Source organism: Lentzea waywayandensis (assembly GCF_900115955.1).
Lineage (GTDB): Bacteria > Actinomycetota > Actinomycetes > Mycobacteriales > Pseudonocardiaceae > Lentzea > Lentzea waywayandensis.
In genome coordinates, this window is the sequence record NZ_FOYL01000013.1 from 1 (window position 1) to 17,037 (window position 17,037).

12 protein-coding genes are annotated in these 17,037 nt (G+C 67.7%); 7 read left to right on the plus strand and 5 right to left on the minus strand.

The annotated features are described in order from the left end of the window. On the plus strand, positions 1-325 hold a 325-nt coding region (locus tag BM417_RS36335; protein WP_177320634.1), incomplete at its 5' end, for a transposase. 13 nt (positions 326-338) lie between these two features. On the opposite strand, the gene BM417_RS36340 is transcribed toward BM417_RS36335, so the two are convergent. Next, entirely contained in the window at positions 339-2,819 is a 2,481-nt protein-coding gene (locus BM417_RS36340) for a DNA gyrase/topoisomerase IV subunit A (RefSeq protein WP_093603943.1), read from the minus strand. A gap of 30 nt (positions 2,820-2,849) precedes the next feature. After that, positions 2,850-6,356 carry an ATP-binding protein gene (locus BM417_RS36345; RefSeq protein WP_093603945.1) on the minus strand — a complete coding sequence of 1,169 codons (3,507 nt, stop codon included), beginning with the start codon at positions 6,354-6,356 and terminating at the stop codon, positions 2,850-2,852. Positions 6,357-7,208: 852 nt separating this feature from the next. Between BM417_RS36345 and BM417_RS36350 the strand changes: the two genes are divergently transcribed. The 4 genes from BM417_RS36350 to BM417_RS36365 are packed head-to-tail and all read left to right on the plus strand — an operon-like array spanning position 7,209 to position 12,706. After that, on the plus strand, positions 7,209-8,381 hold the full coding sequence (locus BM417_RS36350) for a pyridoxal phosphate-dependent aminotransferase (protein WP_218164678.1): 1,173 nt from the start codon (positions 7,209-7,211) through the stop codon (positions 8,379-8,381). Between the two features lie 46 nt (positions 8,382-8,427). Next, entirely contained in the window at positions 8,428-10,026 is a 1,599-nt protein-coding gene (locus BM417_RS36355) for a DUF4331 domain-containing protein (RefSeq protein WP_093603949.1), read from the plus strand. Beyond that, the gene (locus BM417_RS36360) at positions 10,023-11,324 is read left to right on the plus strand and encodes a tetratricopeptide repeat protein (RefSeq protein ID WP_093603951.1); all 1,302 of its coding nucleotides are present in this window, start codon (positions 10,023-10,025) and stop codon (positions 11,322-11,324) included. The genes BM417_RS36355 and BM417_RS36360 overlap by 4 nt, the downstream gene beginning before the upstream one ends. Then, on the plus strand, positions 11,321-12,706 hold the full coding sequence (locus tag BM417_RS36365; protein WP_245822441.1) for a nickel/cobalt transporter: 1,386 nt from the start codon (positions 11,321-11,323) through the stop codon (positions 12,704-12,706). Before BM417_RS36360 ends, BM417_RS36365 begins: the two co-directional genes overlap by 4 nt. A 66-nt stretch (positions 12,707-12,772) precedes the next feature. Here the strand turns inward: BM417_RS36365 and BM417_RS36370 are convergent, their stop codons facing one another. Together BM417_RS36370 and BM417_RS36375 are read right to left on the minus strand one after the other, a co-directional pair. Then, complete coding sequence (locus BM417_RS36370; protein WP_093603953.1) at positions 12,773-13,534, minus strand: anti-sigma factor family protein; 762 nt, start codon at positions 13,532-13,534, stop codon at positions 12,773-12,775. 207 nt (positions 13,535-13,741) lie between these two features. Next, positions 13,742-14,491 (minus strand): TetR/AcrR family transcriptional regulator, encoded by a 750-nt coding sequence (locus tag BM417_RS36375; protein ID WP_177320794.1) that lies wholly within the window; start codon positions 14,489-14,491, stop codon positions 13,742-13,744. A gap of 132 nt (positions 14,492-14,623) precedes the next feature. Between BM417_RS36375 and BM417_RS36380 the strand changes: the two genes are divergently transcribed. Both BM417_RS36380 and BM417_RS36385 read left to right on the plus strand, forming a co-directional pair. Next, on the plus strand, positions 14,624-15,532 hold the full coding sequence (locus BM417_RS36380; protein WP_093604449.1) for an ATP-binding cassette domain-containing protein: 909 nt from the start codon (positions 14,624-14,626) through the stop codon (positions 15,530-15,532). Beyond that, entirely contained in the window at positions 15,529-16,308 is a 780-nt protein-coding gene (locus tag BM417_RS36385; RefSeq protein WP_093603957.1) for an ABC transporter permease, read from the plus strand. Before BM417_RS36380 ends, BM417_RS36385 begins: the two co-directional genes overlap by 4 nt. On the opposite strand, the gene BM417_RS36390 is transcribed toward BM417_RS36385, so the two are convergent. Then, a complete protein-coding gene (locus BM417_RS36390; RefSeq protein WP_177320795.1) occupies positions 16,225-16,965 on the minus strand; it encodes a lipopolysaccharide kinase InaA family protein in 741 nt (246 codons plus the stop codon). The two genes, BM417_RS36385 and BM417_RS36390, sit on opposite strands and share 84 nt — an antisense overlap. Positions 16,966-17,037 lie beyond the last annotated feature (72 nt).

Genomic DNA, 17,037 nt, shown 5'->3' on the forward strand with positions numbered 1-17,037 from the left:
CGTGGTGCTGGTCATGGACAACCTCAACACCCACACCATCTCTTCGCTCTACGAGGCGTTCGAACCCGGCGAGGCCTTCGCCCTGGCCCAGCGCCTGGAGATCCACCACACCCCCAAACACGGCTCCTGGCTCAACATCGCCGAGATCGAACTGTCCGCACTGTCACGGCAATGCCTCGACCGCCGCATCAGCGACCTCGACACCCTCAACACCGAACTCGCCGCCTGGCAACACACCACCAACACCAACCAGCGCGGAGTCGACTGGCAGTTCACCACCGACGACGCCCGCACCCGACTCCGTCACCTCTACCCCAAAGGTTAGAAGCGACGGTCTACTAGTCCCGTTCGATCAGGTGCCCGATGACGTCCGGGCCGGGATGCGCGTGACCGGAGCCGTCCCGGCGCGGGTCGACCTCCGGCAACTCCACCGGCGTGCCCTTGTCGTCCGCACCAGCGGGCCTGCTGCCGATCCACGCGAGCACCAGGTGGTCCTCACCCTTGAGGAAGCGCTGCGAACGCACGCCGCCCGTCGCACGACCCTTGGCCGGATACTCGCTGAACGGCGTCACCTTGACGCTCTGCCCGGACGACGTGACGACCATCGGTTCGCCGTGCTCGTCGTCGTCCGTGCGGATCGCACCGAAGAACACCACGTACGCGTCGCCGCTCAGGTTGATGCCCGCCATGCCGCCACCCTTGAGGCCCTGCGGCCGCACGAGCTTCGCGTCGTAGCGCAGCAGGGACGAGTCGGAGCTGACGAACGCGATCGTCTCGCTGCCGTCGGTGAGCCACGTGCAGCCGACGATCTCGTCGCCGTCCTTGAGCGAGATGACCTCGAACTCGTCCGAACGGACCGGCCACTCCGGCACGCACACCTTCACCGTGCCGAGCTTCGTGCCCAGCGCCATGCCGGGTGAGTCCTTCGGATCGAACGGCGCGATGCCGACGACCTTCTCACCCTTCTCCAACGGCACCAGCTCACTCGCCGCCATGCCGCCCCTGAGGCTGACAGTGCCGCTTTGTTCCGGCAGCACGGGCAATGGCAGCACGTCCGTCTTGAACGCGCGACCCAGGTTCGTGATCAGGATGACCTGGCCACGCGCCGTGGAGTGCACAACGGCCATCACGGCGTCGTGCTTCACCCGGCCCGCCCGCCGCTTGCCCTCGGACGCCTCCTCCGACTCCGCCGCGGTGCGCGCGACGAGACCGGCGGCACTCAGGATGACCTGGCACGGGTCGTCCGCCACCTCCAGCGGCCCGGCGGGCTTGGACGCCGCCAGCACCTCCTTGAGGTCGCCGTCGATGAGGCTCGTCCTGCGCTCACCGCCCAGCTCCTTCGCCACGGCCGCGAGCTCGGTCGACACGAGCTTCTTGAGCACGCCCTCGTCGTCCAGGATCGTGCTGAGCTCGGCGATCTCCTTGCGGAGCTTGTCCTGCTCGTTCTCGAGCTCGAGCTTGTCGTAACGGGTCAGGCGGCGCAGCGGAGTGTCGAGGATGTAGGTGGCCTGGATCTCCGACAGCTTGAACTGCTTCATCAGGCCGTCCTTGGCGGCAGCCGCGTTCTCGCTGCCCCGGATCAGCTTGATGACCTTGTCGATGTCCAGCAGCGCCAGCAGCAGGCCCTCGACCAGGTGCAGCCGTTCCTCACGCTTGCGGCGGCGGAACTTCGTGCGCCGCGTGACGACCTCGTAGCGGTGCTGGAGGAAGACCTCCAGCAGCTGCTTGAGACCCAACGTCTGCGGCTGACCGTCGACCAGCACCAGGTTGTTGATGCCGAACGACTGCTCCATCGGCGTCAGCCGGTACAGGTCCGCGAGCAGGGCCTGCGGGTTCACACCGACCTTGCACTCGATGACGAGCCGGATGCCGTTCTCACGGTCCGTGAGGTCCTTGACGTCCGCGATGCCCGTGAGGCGCTTGGACTTGTTGACCTCGTCGGTGATCTTCTCGACGATCCGCTCGGAACCGACGCCGTACGGCAGCTCGGTGACCGTGATGGCCTGCCGGCCGCGCGATCCCTCCAGCGGCCCGATCTCGACCTTGGCACGCATCCTGACGACGCCGCGTCCGGTCTCGTAGGCCTTCCGGACCTCGTCGAGGCCGAGCAGGATGCCGCCGGTGGGCAGGTCGGGCCCCGGCACGAACTCCATGAGCTTGTCGAGGTCGGCTTCAGGGTGGCTGATCAGCCACCGCGCCGCACCCACGACCTCGCGGAGGTTGTGCGGGATCATGTTCGTGGCCATGCCGACCGCGATCCCGGACGTGCCGTTGACCAGCAGGTTCGGGAACGCCGCCGGCAGCACTACCGGCTCCTGCAGGGAGCCGTCGTAGTTCGGCCGGAAGTCGACGGTGTCCTCGTTCAGCTCGCCGACGAGCTGCATGGCGACCGGGGACATGCGGCACTCTGTGTAGCGGCTCGCGGCCGGGCCGTCGTCCGGGGAGCCGAAGTTGCCGTGGCCGTCGATGAGCGGCTCGTTGAGGCTGAAGTCCTGGGCGAGGCGGACCAACGCGTCGTAGATCGCCGTGTCGCCGTGAGGATGGTATTTGCCCATGCAGTCGCCTACGACGCGCGACGACTTCACGTACGCGTGGTTCGGCCGGTACCCCTGCTCGTGCATCGAGTAGAGGATGCGGCGGTGCACCGGCTTGAGGCCGTCCCGCGCGTCCGGCAGTGCCCGCGAGTGGATGACCGAGTACGCGTACTCCAGGTACGAGTCCTCGATCTCCGTCTTCAGCGAGTTGTCGAGCACCTTGGCGCCGGCCCGGTCGAACGCGGCTGGGTCGACCTTGGTCGTGGGTCCCTTGCGGCGTGCCATGACTTCGTGACTCCGTCTGTCTCTTGAGGCTTAGAGGTCGATGGCCGACTGGTCGACCCGTGCGGCGGATTCGACGAGCCAGTTGCGGCGTGGCTCGACCTTCTCGCCCATCAGGAGTTCGAGGGCTTCCTCGGCGGCTTCCACGTCGTCCATCGTGATGCGCCGGACGGAGCGGGTGGACGGGTTCATCGTGGTCTCCCACAACTCGTCCGCGTCCATCTCGCCCAGGCCCTTGAACCGCGGCACCGGTGTGACCACCTGCTTGCCGGCCCTCTCCAGCGAGGCGACCTTCTGCTCCATCTGACGCTGGGTGAAGGTGAAGTGCGTTTCGGCGTTGCGGCCGCGCGTCATGACCTTGTGCAACGGCGGCATGGCCGCGTAGAGGCGGCCGTCCTCGATCACCGGGCGCATGTACTTGGCGAACAACGTGATCAGCAGCGTCCGGATGTGGCTGCCGTCGACGTCCGCGTCGGCCATCAGGATCACGCGGCCGTACCGCATCTGCGGGAGGTCGAACGTGCGGCCGGTGCCGGCGCCCAGGACCTGGACGATGGAGGCGATCTCGGCGTTGCGCAGCGTGTCGGCGAGTGAGGCCTTCTGGACGTTGAGAATCTTGCCGCGCAAGGGAAGCAGCGCCTGGTACTCGGAGACGCGCGCCATGCGAGCGCTGTTGTGGACGAACACTCCGGCTTCGAGTGCGAAGTTGTGGTAGCCGTCGACGGTCAGGTCGTAGACGTCTTCCCGCTCTGGCAACGCCTCGACGGACCTGACGGAGTGGTTCACCATCGACGCTGCCTCGCGCAACCGCGCGAAGTCGTCGTCGTAGTGCGCCAGCACCTTCAGGAACTTCAGTCCGGTCCTCGCGTTCTCCCTGCGGTCGAGCTCGTAGGACAACGCCAGCTCGAAGTTCGACGGCGTGTCCAGCATCGGCGCCATCCGCTTCAGTGCGGCGAGCCGACGGCCTTCGACCTGCTTGGCGACCCGCTCCGCGCGTGGCGTCGACTCCACGTACTGGCGACGACCCTTCTGGATCTTCTCCAGGTGGCCGGTGGAGGCGTCGGCCATGCGCTGCTGCATCCGCGCCGAGTGCTTGCGGCCGAACTCGGGGTTGTTCTCGTGCCACGCGATGACGGCGTCACGCTGGCGCTGACGTTCTGCCGGGTCCGAGAACTGGTCGATCGTGGTGCGGGAACGCCAGGCGAGCAGCTCTTCGTCCTGCCACTGCGCCAGGGAGCGCTCACTCCACTCTTCGCGCTTGCCGGGCTGTGCGAAGAACGCGCGCACTCGCTCGGCGGCGGCCGCGCGGTGCTCGGGCTTGGCCCAGTACTCGGCCTGCAGAGCGCGCAGGCGTTCGGCGTAGGCCGCCTTCTCGTCCTCGCTCAGTGCCGAGTACCAGTCGAGGAAACCCTGCTCGATGCGGGCACGGAATTCCGGATCCTGGTTGCGTTCGGCGAGCCGGGCGAGGCAGGAGGCGCGGAACTCCGGGTTCTTCCACTGCTCGGACAGCATCGCGGACTTGAACTCGGTGCCGCCGGCCGCCAGCCATGCGCGGTAGCCCTCGTGCACGTGCTCGCCCATCATCGCGGCGTGCAGCGCAGAGTGGTCTTCCCACGTCATGCGCTTGAGGTTGCGCGGGTCGTTGTTCCGCTTGTCGACGTCGACGTGGTGCCGGACGTTGCCGTCCTCGGTGCTGTCGAAGCCGTGGCGCAGGTTGTACGCGTCGGCCAGGTAGTGGGTGTAGACCCATTCCTGCCGGTCGTTCATCCAGACCCGCTCGTAGCCGTCGAGTTTGTGGCCCTCCGCCTTCGAGGACACCGACCGGTACAGCGGCATCAGCGAGTCGCCGGCCTGCAGAGCGTCCGCGCGCCGGTAGGAGCCGTCACGCAGCCGGAACAGGTGGTCCGGCGTGCAACGCACCGACTCGCCGTTGTCCAGGGTGACGCGGACGAGCGCCGCGTCCTTCTTGGTCAGCCGCGGCTCGACCAGCGGTACGACGACGACGCGGCCTGCTTTGTTGGTGGCGTAACCGAAGTGCGTGACTCCGCGTTCCCAGTCGTCCACGAGTTCACCGAACGACAACGACTTGCCAGACGCGAGCGAAACGCGAGTTTCCTTCACGAAACAGCCCAACGCGCTGTCGCCTTCAACGAGGAACAGCTCAGAACGAGCCACCCCGGTGGTGCGGCAGTCCACCAGCTTCGCGGGCATCGCCGCGCCCTCGAGCGCGGTCTTGCGGCGGGCCGCGTCCTTCTGCTGCTTCTGCGTGAGCCGGACGCGGGAGGCGTCGACGACCTTCTGCAGGACGGTCTTGGCTTCCATCTTGGTCTTGCGGTCTTCGGTCCACGCGCGGATGTGCTGGTCGACGATGCCCTGGAGCACCTTGGTGATGCCGGCGGTGGAGAGTTCGTCCTTGGTCTGCGAGGTGAACTGCGGCTCGGGGATGCGGACGTGGATGACGGCCGTCATGCCTTCGAGCACGTCGTCGAGGGTCGGCATCTCCTCCTTGGGCTTCAGGAGCCCTCGGGTCTTGGAGATGGCGTCCTGGACGGACTTCACGACGGCACGGTCGAAGCCGCGCCGGTGGGTGCCGCCGTGCACGTTGCGGATGGTGTTGGTGAAGCACTCGACGGTGCGTTCGTAGCCGGTGCCCCAGCGGAGTGCGACCTCGATCTCGGCCTGACGCTCCACTTTGGACCGCATCACGCCGTTCTCGTCGGCGGCGTTCTCGAAGTAGGTGCCGTTGCCGGTGATCACCAGGGTGCCGGAGACGGCGCGGTCGCCGTTGGGGGCCAGGAAGTCGACCATGTCCGTCAGGCCGTGCGGGTAGTGGAAGACCTCTTCGGAGATGGTCTCTTCCAGCGCCGAACGAAGAACGTAGGTCACGCCGGGGACGAGGAAGGCCGTGTTGCGCATCTTCTGGCGGACGACGTCCACGTCCAGGACGGCGCCGTTCTCGAAGTAGCGGGCGTCGTACCAGTAACGGGTCGAGGTGCCGGTGGACTCGGACCGCTTCATCTTGCCGGTGACCTGAAGCCCGTTCTGGCGGGTGAACTTGGCCTTGGGGCCGGGGCCGTCGAAGACGCCGGGAACGCCGTGGGCGAACGACATCTCGTGGACCTTGCCGCCGCGCCGCACCGTGACGTCGTAGCGGTGGGAGAGGGCGTTGACGGCGGAGGCGCCGACGCCGTGCAGGCCGCCGGAGGTCTTGTAGCCGGAGCCGCCGAACTTGCCGCCGGCGTGCAGCTTCGTGAGCACCAGTTCCACACCGGACAGACCGGACTTCGCGTGCACGTCGGTGGGGATGCCCCGGCCGTCGTCGTCGACCTGGACGCTGCCGTCTGCGTGCAGCGTGACCACGATCTTGGTCGCGTGCCCCGCGACGCCTTCGTCGGTGGAGTTGTCGACGATCTCGCTGAAGAGGTGGTTGATGCCCCGGCTGTCGGTCGACCCGATGTACATGCCTGGCCGTTTGCGTACGGCCTCCAGACCTTCCAGATGGGTGAGGTCGTCGGCCCCGTACAGGGTCTCTGCGGTCACGGGTACTGCTCCCTGATTGTGTGCGGACTGCCAGCAGGGTATCCGCACCTACCGACAATTTTTCGCAGGACGCCCGTCACGGTCGTGGAAACCGGCCTGGGTGGTACGTCACAAAGCCCGGGCTTCACGGTCTCCTCACGGCGTGGAGTCGTGGTCCAGCCCTGGGGTACCCGCGTCTCAGGGCCGTACTGACCAGCCAAAGCATTCGCGCCGGCGGCTTGGCGGCGTCCGGTGGAGATCCGGTCTTCCACAGTCACGCCGGCCACTGCACCCGCCCGCGAGCGCGCGAGCGTTCGGTCGTGAACGGCTGCCTGGCGCACCGCCTCCACCACCTTCACCGGACGGGGCCTCGCGCACCCGTGAACAGGTGGGGATACCCGCTACGGCGTCCGCCGACGCGTCAGAGGTCCGAACGAACTCCGACGACGGTTCCAAACGAGTCCGGACCACGAATCCCGGGGGCGGGCAGCCGGCTGGACCGCCCCACGCCCCCGCCACGGTCCCCAGGCGATCGCCCCCGCCGCGGGCCGTGAGGCCATCTCGATCGGCGGCGTGCACCCGGCCTGACAGGTCTCGTGGCCGCAGACCAAAAGCGTTCCGTTCCAACGAGATGGCACCTCGACCGGGAGTTCGACACCCTCGATCTGTCCGGTGTGGACGGCCACGACGATCACGTGGATCACAGCGTCCCGGGAACCGGACAAAGCGGCGTCCGACGACATGAGGATCCGGAGTACGCGAGGTTGCGTACGAGACCGTTCCGAGACCTTCCCGGAACCGACCCGTGAACCGGGATGAACATCGGCACGTATGCCCCGGTGTCGGAAACGGATCGAAGGACGGAGTGGTCGCGTGCGGCATGGTGTGGACTCGGGTCTCTTCCAGCAGACCGCGCACAGCCCGTCCTATTTCGAGCTGTCGCGGACGGGTGTGGGCGAGCTCGTCGACTTCTGCATCCCGTGCAATCCGTACTTCCCGACGCCGGAGATGTTCGAGGAGCTGTCGAAGAACCTGGAGTCGGTGCTCAAGTTCTATCCGAGCGACTCCAGCAAGATCGCGGACCAGCTCTCCAAGGTGCTGGGACTGAACCCGGCGACGCTCGCGATGTCGAACGGCTCGACCGAGCTCATCACGTGGATGGACCACCTGTGGATCCACGAGAGCATCGCCATCCCCATTCCCACCTTCGGGCGCTGGACCGACCAGCCGATGGAGAGCAACAAGCGCGTCGACATGTTCCTGCTCCAGGAGAGCAACAACTTCGAGCTCGACATCGACGAGTACATCAAGTTCATCCGCACGCGGGGCAGCAGGGTCGCGGTCATCTGCAACCCGAACAATCCCGACGGCGGCTACCTGCCGCGCCGGGAGATCATCCGGTTCATGGACGAGCTGTCCGACCTCGATCTGATCGTGATCGACGAGTCGTTCATCGACTTCGTCGAGGTCGAGCGCAACCCGTCGGTCGCCGCCGAGGCGTCCATCCGGCCCAACGTGGTCGTGCTGAAGAGCCTCGGCAAGAACTTCGGCCTGCACGGCATCCGGTTCGGCTACCTGGTCGCGAACCCGGGACTGGCCGGGAAGATGCGCAAGACGCTGCCGAAGTGGAACCTCAACTCCCTGGCGGAGACCGTCGTGTTCATGCTGGCCGAGCACGAAGGCGAGTACGCCGAGAGCCTGCGGCTGCTGAGCCGCGACCGCTACCGCATGGGCATGGAGCTGTCGCGCATCCCCGACCTGACCGTCTACTCGTCGCAGGCGAACTTCCTGTTCGTGAAGCTCGGCGGAGGCATGGACGGCCGCGAACTGCGCGACCACCTGCTCGCCAAGCACCAGGTCTTCATCCGCGAATGCGGCAACAAGCTCGGTATGACCAGCAAGTTCGCCCGGCTGGTCGTCCGCCCCGAACAGGACGTGGAACGGCTCGTCGAGGGCATCCGCGACTTCACCCAGGCGAGGTGGACAAGCCACGCCGTTCATTCCAGCCACTCCAGCGAACCGTCGCTGCTCATGCACAGCGCCTGAACGAACGCACAGCATCCTGAATTCATCTCCGAAAGGTTGCCCACAAATGTCATCACCGCACGCCCTCAGCGGTCGGCGCGGCCAGGTGGCTGCGGCCGCGCTGGTGGCCGCCACACTGCTGAACGCGGCCATGTTCGGCGGTACGAACGCCACGGCGTCGTCTCACCGTGAGGCTCCGCTCATCGCGGGCGACCCGGCAGTGGACAACACCGACCTGTACGCGTTCGTGAGTCCGGACCACAAGGACACCGTGACGCTGGTCGGCAACTGGTCCGGGTTCCAGGAACCCAACGGTGGCCCCAACTTCTTCCCGTGGGCCGAGGACGCGCAGTACGACTTCAACGTCGACAGCGACGGTGACGCCAAGCCTGACGTCACCCTGCGGTTCAGCTTCCAGAACGACGACCGGCGCAAGAACAACACGTTCCTGTACTCCAACGGTGTCGTGGACTCGCTCGACGACGAGAACCTGCTGTTCCGGCAGCGCTACGACCTCGAGGCGATCTACCAGAACGGTCAGAAGGTCAAGCTCGCCGACAACGCCCCGGTGGCGCCGTCCCCGAACGGACCGGCGTCGATGCCGGACTTCAAGAAGCTGCGCGACCAGGCGATCACGCAGATCGCCGGTGGCGGCAAGGTCTACGTGGGCCCGTCCGAGGACGCGTTCTTCGCCGACCTGCGGGTGTTCGACCTGCTCTACGGCGGCAACCTGAGCGAGGTCGGCCAGGACACGCTGCGCGGCTACAACGTCAACACCATCGCGATCCAGCTGCCCAAGCAGGCGCTGGCGTTGCGCAACGACGCACACCGCAACCCGAACATCGGCATCTGGAGCACCACGCAGCGCCGCAGCCTGAAGCTCTCGCCCGGCAAGGCGGAGGCGGTCGGCGACTTCGTGCAGGTCTCCCGTCTGGGCAACCCGCTGGTGAACGAGGTCGTGGCCCCCGCGGGCCTCAAGGACGCGTTCAACGGTCTGCGCCCCGACCAGGACGCCGGCGTGAAGGAGCTCGTCGACCGGGTGGTGAACCCGGAGCTGCCGAAGCTCATCGAGGCGATCTACAAGATCCCGGCACCGCAGGGTCAGCGTGACGACCTGGCCGAGATCTTCCTGACCGGCATCACGAAGAAGCTCGGCGCGCAGATCAACGCCGACCTGAACTCGCAGGTCAACAACGCGGACGTGGACGCGCGGCGGTTCCGCCCGTCCGAGATGCTGCGGCTGAACATGATGATCGAGCCGAACGCCAACCCGAACCGCCTGGGCCTGCTCGCGGGTGACACGCAGGGCTTCCCGAACGGCCGTCGCCTCGCCGACGACGTGGTGGACATCGCCGTGCAGGCGATGGAAGGCGCGGCGGCGTCCGGCAAGCTCGTCGACGCACTGGCCACGGGTGACAAGGTCGACGCGAACGACCAGCCGTTCGAGGCGAACTTCCCGTACGTGGGCCTGCCCCGCAACGGCACCGCGGTCAACGCCTCGGGCACCACGGCCGAGGTCGCGGTCAACCCGGTCGGCAAGATCGGCAACATCGACCCGATGGCCATGACCACGGCGGTCGGCTCGGCGTTCGTGTTCGGAGCCGGTTTCTTCCTGTGGCGCAAGCGCCAGGCATCGATCCGCAAGTACGGGTCGCACTCGAAGTGAAGTACCAGCAACGGCAGGCCGTCGCGGTGGTTCTCCTGGTCACCGCGGCGCTTGCCTACCTCGCCGCCTCCGGTCCTGCCGACAGCAGGGCCGGGGGCGCGCCCCCTGCGCCCCCGGTTCCGGCGGTGGCGCAGCAGAACCAGATGCATCGCGTGGTGCACCAGCTCCAGCAGCGGCTGCACGAGCTTCCGCAGGACAAGGACTCCTGGGCGCGGCTTGGTTCGTCCTATGTGGAACTGGCACGTGTCACGGCCGATCCCGCGTACTACGCGAAGGCCGAAGGCGCGTTGAAGAACGCGGGCGACACGGGCCTTGCCGCGATCGGCATGGGCACGCTGGCCAACTCCCGCCACGACTTCCACACGGCCCGTGACTGGGCACAGAAGGCCATCACCGCACTGCCGTCCTCCTCGGAGGCGTACGGCGTGCTGGCGGACGCGTTGACGCAACTGGGCGACGACGCGGGCGCGCAGGACGCGGTGCAGAAGATGCTGGATATCAAGCCCAACACGGCGTCGTTCGCCCGCGCTTCCTTCCACTTCGAACTCCACGGTGACGTAGACGGCGCCCGCGACGCGATGCAGCGCGCGCTGAAGGCCGCCACGACGCCCGAGGAGATCGCGTTCTGCCGTTACCGGCTGGGCGAACTCGCGTTCGACCACAACCGGCTCGACGAAGCCGCTCAGCACTACGAGCAGGGACTGGCGGCGAGAGGAGACGACATGACTCTCACTCAAGGCATGGCCAAGATCGACGCGGCGCGAGGTGACGTCCCGGTGGCGCTCGACGCGTACCGCAGGCTCGTCGCGCGCGCTCCCCTGCCTCAGTACCTGCAGGAGTACGCGGAACTGCTGGAGGCCAACGGCCGCAGCGACGAGGCCGCGAGGCAGTACGACGTCCTGTCCGAGCAGCAACGGCTGATGGAGTCGCAGGGTGCTTCCGACGATCTGGCCGCGGCCCTCGTCGCCGCGGACCGCGGTGATGGCATGCAGGCGCTGCGCCGTGCGGAAGCCGAGTGGAGCCGCCGGCAGAGCGTTTTCGTGGCCGACGCGATGGCCTGGGCGTTGCACGTGAACGGAAGGGACGCCGAGGCGTTGGGCTACTCCGACCGCGCGGTGGCGCTGGGCTGGCAGAACGCCACGTTCTCCTACCACCGCGGCATGATCCTGGCCGCGCTCGGCCGGGTCGCCGAGGCCCAGGAGGCACTGGTGCAGGCGCTCCGGCTGAACGCGAACTTCTCCCCGTTGCAGGCGCTCAAGGCCGGTCGCAAGCTCGCGGAGCTTCGAGGCGGCAGGTGAGCCTGTCCAACTGGGTGGTGCGGCCCGTCCTGGTGGCGGCGTTGCTGCTCGCCGGCATCTTCTTCATCAACGGCGAGGCGTCCGCCCACCCGTTGGGCAACTTCAGCGTCAACCACTACCACGGGCTGCACCTGCACCCGGACCGGATCGATCTCAGATCCGTGGTCGACGTGGCGGAGATCCCGACGCTCCAGGAGAACCTGAAGACCCGCGACGCGAAGCAGTGGTGCGACGAGGTCTCCAGGACCGACCGTTCCACTGTGGACGGCCGGCAGATCTCCTGGACGCTGGCGAGCTCCGCCAAGGAACACCCGGTCGGCCAGGCCGATCTCATCACGACCCGGCTGGTCTGCGAGTTCACCGCCAAGGTGGACCTGGACCGGCCGGCCAGGCTCGAGTTCCGCGACGAGTCGAACGTCGACCGGGTCGGCTGGCGTGAGATCACCGCCGCCGGCACCGGCATCAGGCTGACGGACTCGCCGGTGCCGACCGAGAGCATCAGCGACGAACTGCGGACGTACCCGGAGGACCTGCTCAGCAGTCCGATGGACGTCCGCTCCGTCGCGTTCAGCGCCGAACCGGGCAGCGGGTCCGAGCCGAAGAAGGCCACCGGCTCCCCCATCCAGTCCCTCAGCGTCACGGCGGCCAAGCTCAACGACATCCTGGGCAGCGACGACCTCACGCCGTGGCTCGGGTTTTTGGCGTTGTTGCTGTCGTTGGTGCTCGGCGCGTCGCACGCGGCGTTGCCCGGTCACGGCAAGACGCTCATCGCGGCCTATCTGGCCGGTCGTCAGGGCACGCCGAAGGACGCGTTCATCGTCGGCGCGTCGGTCACGGCCACGCACACCGGTGGCGTGCTGGTCCTCGGCTTGATCATCAGTGCTTCCAGCGCGCTGGCCGGTGAACAGGTGCTGCGCTGGCTCGGGCTGGTCAGCGGCGTGCTGATCGCGGCGATCGGCGTGATGCTGCTGCGCTCTGCCCTGTCGACGACCCGCGAACCCGCGCTCGCCGGAGCCCTGACGGGACACGGGCACGGCCACGGACATGGGCACGGTCATGGGCACGGCCACGGGTACAGCCGCGCGAGCCTCATCGGCATGGGCGCCGCCAACGGCCTGGTCCCCTCGCCGTCCGCGCTGGTGGTCCTGCTCGGCGCGATGGCCCTGGGCCGCACGTGGTTCGGCGTGCTGCTGGTCGTCGGCTACGGAATCGGCATGGCCGGCACGCTCACCGCGGTCGGTCTGCTGCTCGTGAAGGCGCGAGAACGCGTCGAGAAAATCCTGGACGGCCGTGCCACCCGCATGCTGTCGCATTACGCACCCGTCGGCACAGCCGCGATGGTCATCGTCGTCGGCGCCTGGCTGACATTGCAGGCGGTCTAATTACACCAATGCAAGTCGAAGGCCCCGGATTCTTGAAGAATCCGGGGCCTTCGTCCGTTTCCGTCCTTACAGGTTCGCCACCACGAACTGCTTGCCCTCGGTGTTCTCGACCGCGATCGACCGCACCTGGTCCGGCGGGACGCTGACCATGCCCCGCACGGTCGCACCCTCGACCTTCGCCTTCTCGGACGAGGTCCAGGCGAACGCCTCGGTCTTGCTGCCGTCCTTGCCGATCACGACCAGCTTGCACTTCTGGAGTGCGGGCAGGCCGTTGACCTCGGCCGTGACCAGGTACCGGTCCTGAGACGAAGGCGCGATGTTCGCCTTCAGCTCGATGCCTCCGGTCGCCTTGCCCTCGCCCGTGCGAGGTCCGGCGATCGTCGACTGCGGTGCCTGGTTCTGCATGAACACCGCCGCACCCCCGAACGCGACCACCGCGGCCACGGCCGCGGCGACGAGATAGCCCGGCCAGCGCCGTGGCCTGGCGTGCTGCGGTTCGGGGAGGTCCTCCACCGGCAGTGGAGGACTGGCTCTCGGGCGTGGGTCGGACTCCCGCTGCTGCGGAATGACCGACTCCTGCCTGATCTGCCGCAGCGTGCGCTGCAGCAGAAGGTCCGAAGGCATGGGCAGGTCGTCCTCGAGCTCATGCAGAAATGCCTCACGTGGCACGTCGTCAAGCGCTGTGCGGATCCGATGGAAGTCGGCGACCTGCGCACGGCAGGACGGACAGCCCCGAAGGTGCTGCTCCACGCCAAGACTCTCGTGCGCGTCCAGAACGCCGAGCGCGTAGCAGCCAAGGGTGACCGCGTCGTGCGCGCCAGCTGTCATACGACCTCCTCGTCGTCCCGATTCGACCCCCGCGGCGAAACGGTGTCACGAAGGAAAACGGGCAGATAGGAGTGGTCGGTTCAGCCTGCGAACGAGTTCATTCTGATTGCGCATAACAATGGCATTACGTAACCGTTCAACTACGGTTCCGGCCCCGGCTGAGCTGCGCTTTTCACTCGATCGGACGACTCAAGGTGGGTTGTCCGACTACAGGCACGTCTCTGGACGAACCAGCGGTCGATCCTCCGACTCAATGAACGCCGCGAGGCCGTCCAGGACCCTCGCGAGACCGAACTCGAAGTCGTCGAGCATCCGCTCGAAGCCGCCCGAGTTCCAGATGTGGGTCATCATCGGCAGCCGGTCGGGCGTGAAGTGCTCCCAGAGCGCCTCCCTGCCGTTCCACCAGTCCTCCTCGGACACGCCGGTCTCCCGTTCGGCCTGCACGCGGTCCGCCATCGTCCGGCCGACGCCGTGGACGAAGTGGGACACCGCCGTCACCACCGCCACGATCTCCTCGGACGCCAGCCCGAGTTCGGAGACGACCGCGTAGGCGGCGTCCTGGCGGGTCATGGCCTCCGGGCCGGGCATCCGCCGCGAGGACGTCAGCTGGAGCATCCACGGGTGCGCGCGGTACATCGCCCACACCTGCCGGGCGAAGAACTCCAGCCCGGCCCGCCACGCGCCCTTCGGCGTGTGCTCGGTCCCGGCCCACACCGCGTCGACCATCAGATCGAGCAGCTCGGACTTGCCCGGCACGTGCCGGTAGAGCGACATGGTGGTGAAGCCCAGCGTCTCGGCGACCCGGCGCATGGTGAGCGCCTCGACGCCCTCGGCGTCGGCCACCTTGATGGCCGCCTCGACCACCCGTGACTGGCTCAGCGCGGCCTTCGGCCCTCTCGTCGGCTCGGCCGGCGGCTCCCACAGCAGCCGCACGCTCCGGTCACGATCGCTCTTCACCCGACCCCCTCGTTCACAACTCGCTTGCATGTGAATCCTAGAACCGTGTACAACGTACACCTGGTGTACAACATAAGCAGTTGTGGGGGTGAAGGCGTGGGACACGCGGTGCTCGCGGAAGGCCTGCGGAAGATGTTCGACAAGAAAGCGGCGCTCGACGGGTTCGACCTGGCCGTACCGGCGGGAACGGTCTGCGGGCTGCTCGGCCCGAACGGCGCCGGCAAGACCACGGCGGTGCGCATCCTGGCCACGTTGCTGCGCCTGGACGGCGGCCGCGCCGAGGTCGCGGGTCACGACGTCGCGCGGGAGGCACCGGCGGTGCGCCGTCAGGTGGCGTTGAACGGCCAGCAGTCCACGGTCGACGGCGTGCTGACCGGCAGGGAGAACCTGGTCATGTGGGGGCGGCTCTACCACCTGTCCAAGCGCCAGGCCGAGGTCCGGGCCGACGAGCTGCTGGAGCAGTTCGGGCTCACCGACGCGGCCGGCAAGCGGGCCAAGCTGTACTCGGGCGGCATGCGGCGGCGCCTGGACCTGGCGTCGAGCTTCATCATGCGCCCGTCGGTGCTGTTCCTGGACGAACCGACGACCGGTCTCGACCCGCGCAACCGCGGCGAGGTGTGGCGGGAGGTGAAGCGGGTCGTCGCGGAGGGGACGACGGTGCTGCTGACCACGCAGTACCTGGACGAGGCCGACCAGCTCGCCGACCAGATCGTCGTGATGGACACCGGTCGCGTGGCGGCGCAGGGCACGCCGGACCAGCTCAAGTCCAAGCTCGGCGGCGACCGGATCGAGGTCGTGGTCCGCGACGCCGACGAGCTGCCGGTCGCGGCAGAAGTGCTCGGCCCGGACGCCGAGGTGGACCCCGACACGTTCCGGGTGAGCGTGGCGGTGGCCGACCGGGTGGCGGCGCTGACGCGGGTGACGTCGGCGCTGGCCGCTCGCGGTGTCGAGGCGGAGGACATCGCGTTGCGGCGACCGACGCTGGACGACGTCTTCCTCGCCATCACCGGCCACAAGGCAGTCTCGGAGGTGCGGGCGTGAGGTACGCGGCCATCGACTCGTGGATCGTCGCCAAGCGGGACCTGATCCACTGGGTGCGCGAGCCCGTCAGGGTGTTCGCGAACCTCGCCTACCCGATCATCTCGGTGCTGATCTTCGGGCTGGTGTTCGGCAGCGCGATGAACGTCTTCGGCGGCGGCGACTACATCGAGTTCCTGCTGCCGGGCATGTTCGGTCAGACCATCGCGTTCGGCATCGCGAGCACGATCATGATGGTGTCGATGGACGCCGACCGGGGCGTCACGGACCGGTTCCGCGCCTCGCCGATGTCGCAGACCGGCGTCGTGGCCGGGCGCAGCATCGCGGACCTGGTGAACTCGTCGCTGGAGCTGCTGGTGCTCGCGCTGTGCGGCCTGGTGATCGGCTGGTCGTTCCACGACGGGCTGCTCAACGCGCTGCTGGCGTTCGCGCTGTTCCTGTGGCTGCGGTTCGCCCTGGTCTGGGTCGGCATCTACCTCGGCCTGCTGGTCAAGCCGGAAGCCGCGCAGGCGTCGTGGATGTTCCTGTTCCCGCTGACGATGTTCGCGAACACGTTCGTCTCGCCGGAGCTGATGCCCGGCTGGCTGCGGGTGGTCGCGGAGTGGAACCCGCTGTCGTCGACCGTGGCGGCGGCGCGGGAGCTGTTCGGCAACCCCGGTGTCGGCGGCGACTCGTGGGCCGCGCAGAACTCGCTGCTACTCGCTGTGCTGTGGCCGGCGGTGTTCGTGGCGATCTTCTGGCCGCTGTCGGTGCTGAAGTACCGCGACCTCAGCCGATAGGAGATCGGTCCGGAGCTGGTCGGCGAGCCACTGCGCGAGCAGTCGCCGCCAGTTCCGGACCCTGGCCAGGTTCTCCGGTTTCAGCGTCCGGTCGTCCTCCCACGCCCGCCAGTCCTCGCTCGCGAGCCAGCCGATGCACCCGGCGATCCGGTGCACGCGCAGCAGGGTCGGATCCGGCCTGGTCCCGTAACCGATCCAGAACGCCTGGGGCAGCACGGTTCCGTGCAGGTAGAGGTGCTCCTCGAACGCCGCGAGCTCGTCGAGCGGGTTGCCCTGGCCGGGGTTGTCCCAGTCGATCAGCGTGGCTTCGCCTTCTCCGACAATGATGTTGTGGAGGTTCACGTCGTTGTGCAGCAGGCCGACGCGGTGGATCTTCCGGAACGCCAGGCCGACGCTGCGCCAGACCTCGTCGGAGACCGGCAGCGCGTCGGCGAGCGTCCGGCCCTCGACGTACTCGACCAGCACGTCACCGCGGCCGTTGTGCGCGAGGATCTCCGGCGCGCCGGGCACGACGAACTTCGGCAGGTCGCGCGCCACCTTCGGTTGCCGCAGCACGGCTTTGCGCCCGTCGGCCAGCGTGACGAGGTGCAGAACGTTGGTGAGACCTTCTCCTGGCAGCGGTTCGACGCGCAGAGCGGTCTCCAGCAACCGGAACAAACACCCACCTCCCGTAGCAACGGTGTAACACGAGACACATCGGACAGATAAGGATCGTCGGGGGACGCATTC

Coding starts and splice junctions, on each gene's coding strand:
- BM417_RS36340 (WP_093603943.1), bottom strand. CDS start 2,819: ATGGCACGCCGCAAGGGACCCACGACCAAGGTCGACCCAGCCGCGTTC.
- BM417_RS36355 (WP_093603949.1), top strand. CDS start 8,428: ATGTCATCACCGCACGCCCTCAGCGGTCGGCGCGGCCAGGTGGCTGCG.
- BM417_RS36370 (WP_093603953.1), bottom strand. CDS start 13,534: ATGACAGCTGGCGCGCACGACGCGGTCACCCTTGGCTGCTACGCGCTC.
- BM417_RS36380 (WP_093604449.1), top strand. CDS start 14,624: ATGTTCGACAAGAAAGCGGCGCTCGACGGGTTCGACCTGGCCGTACCG.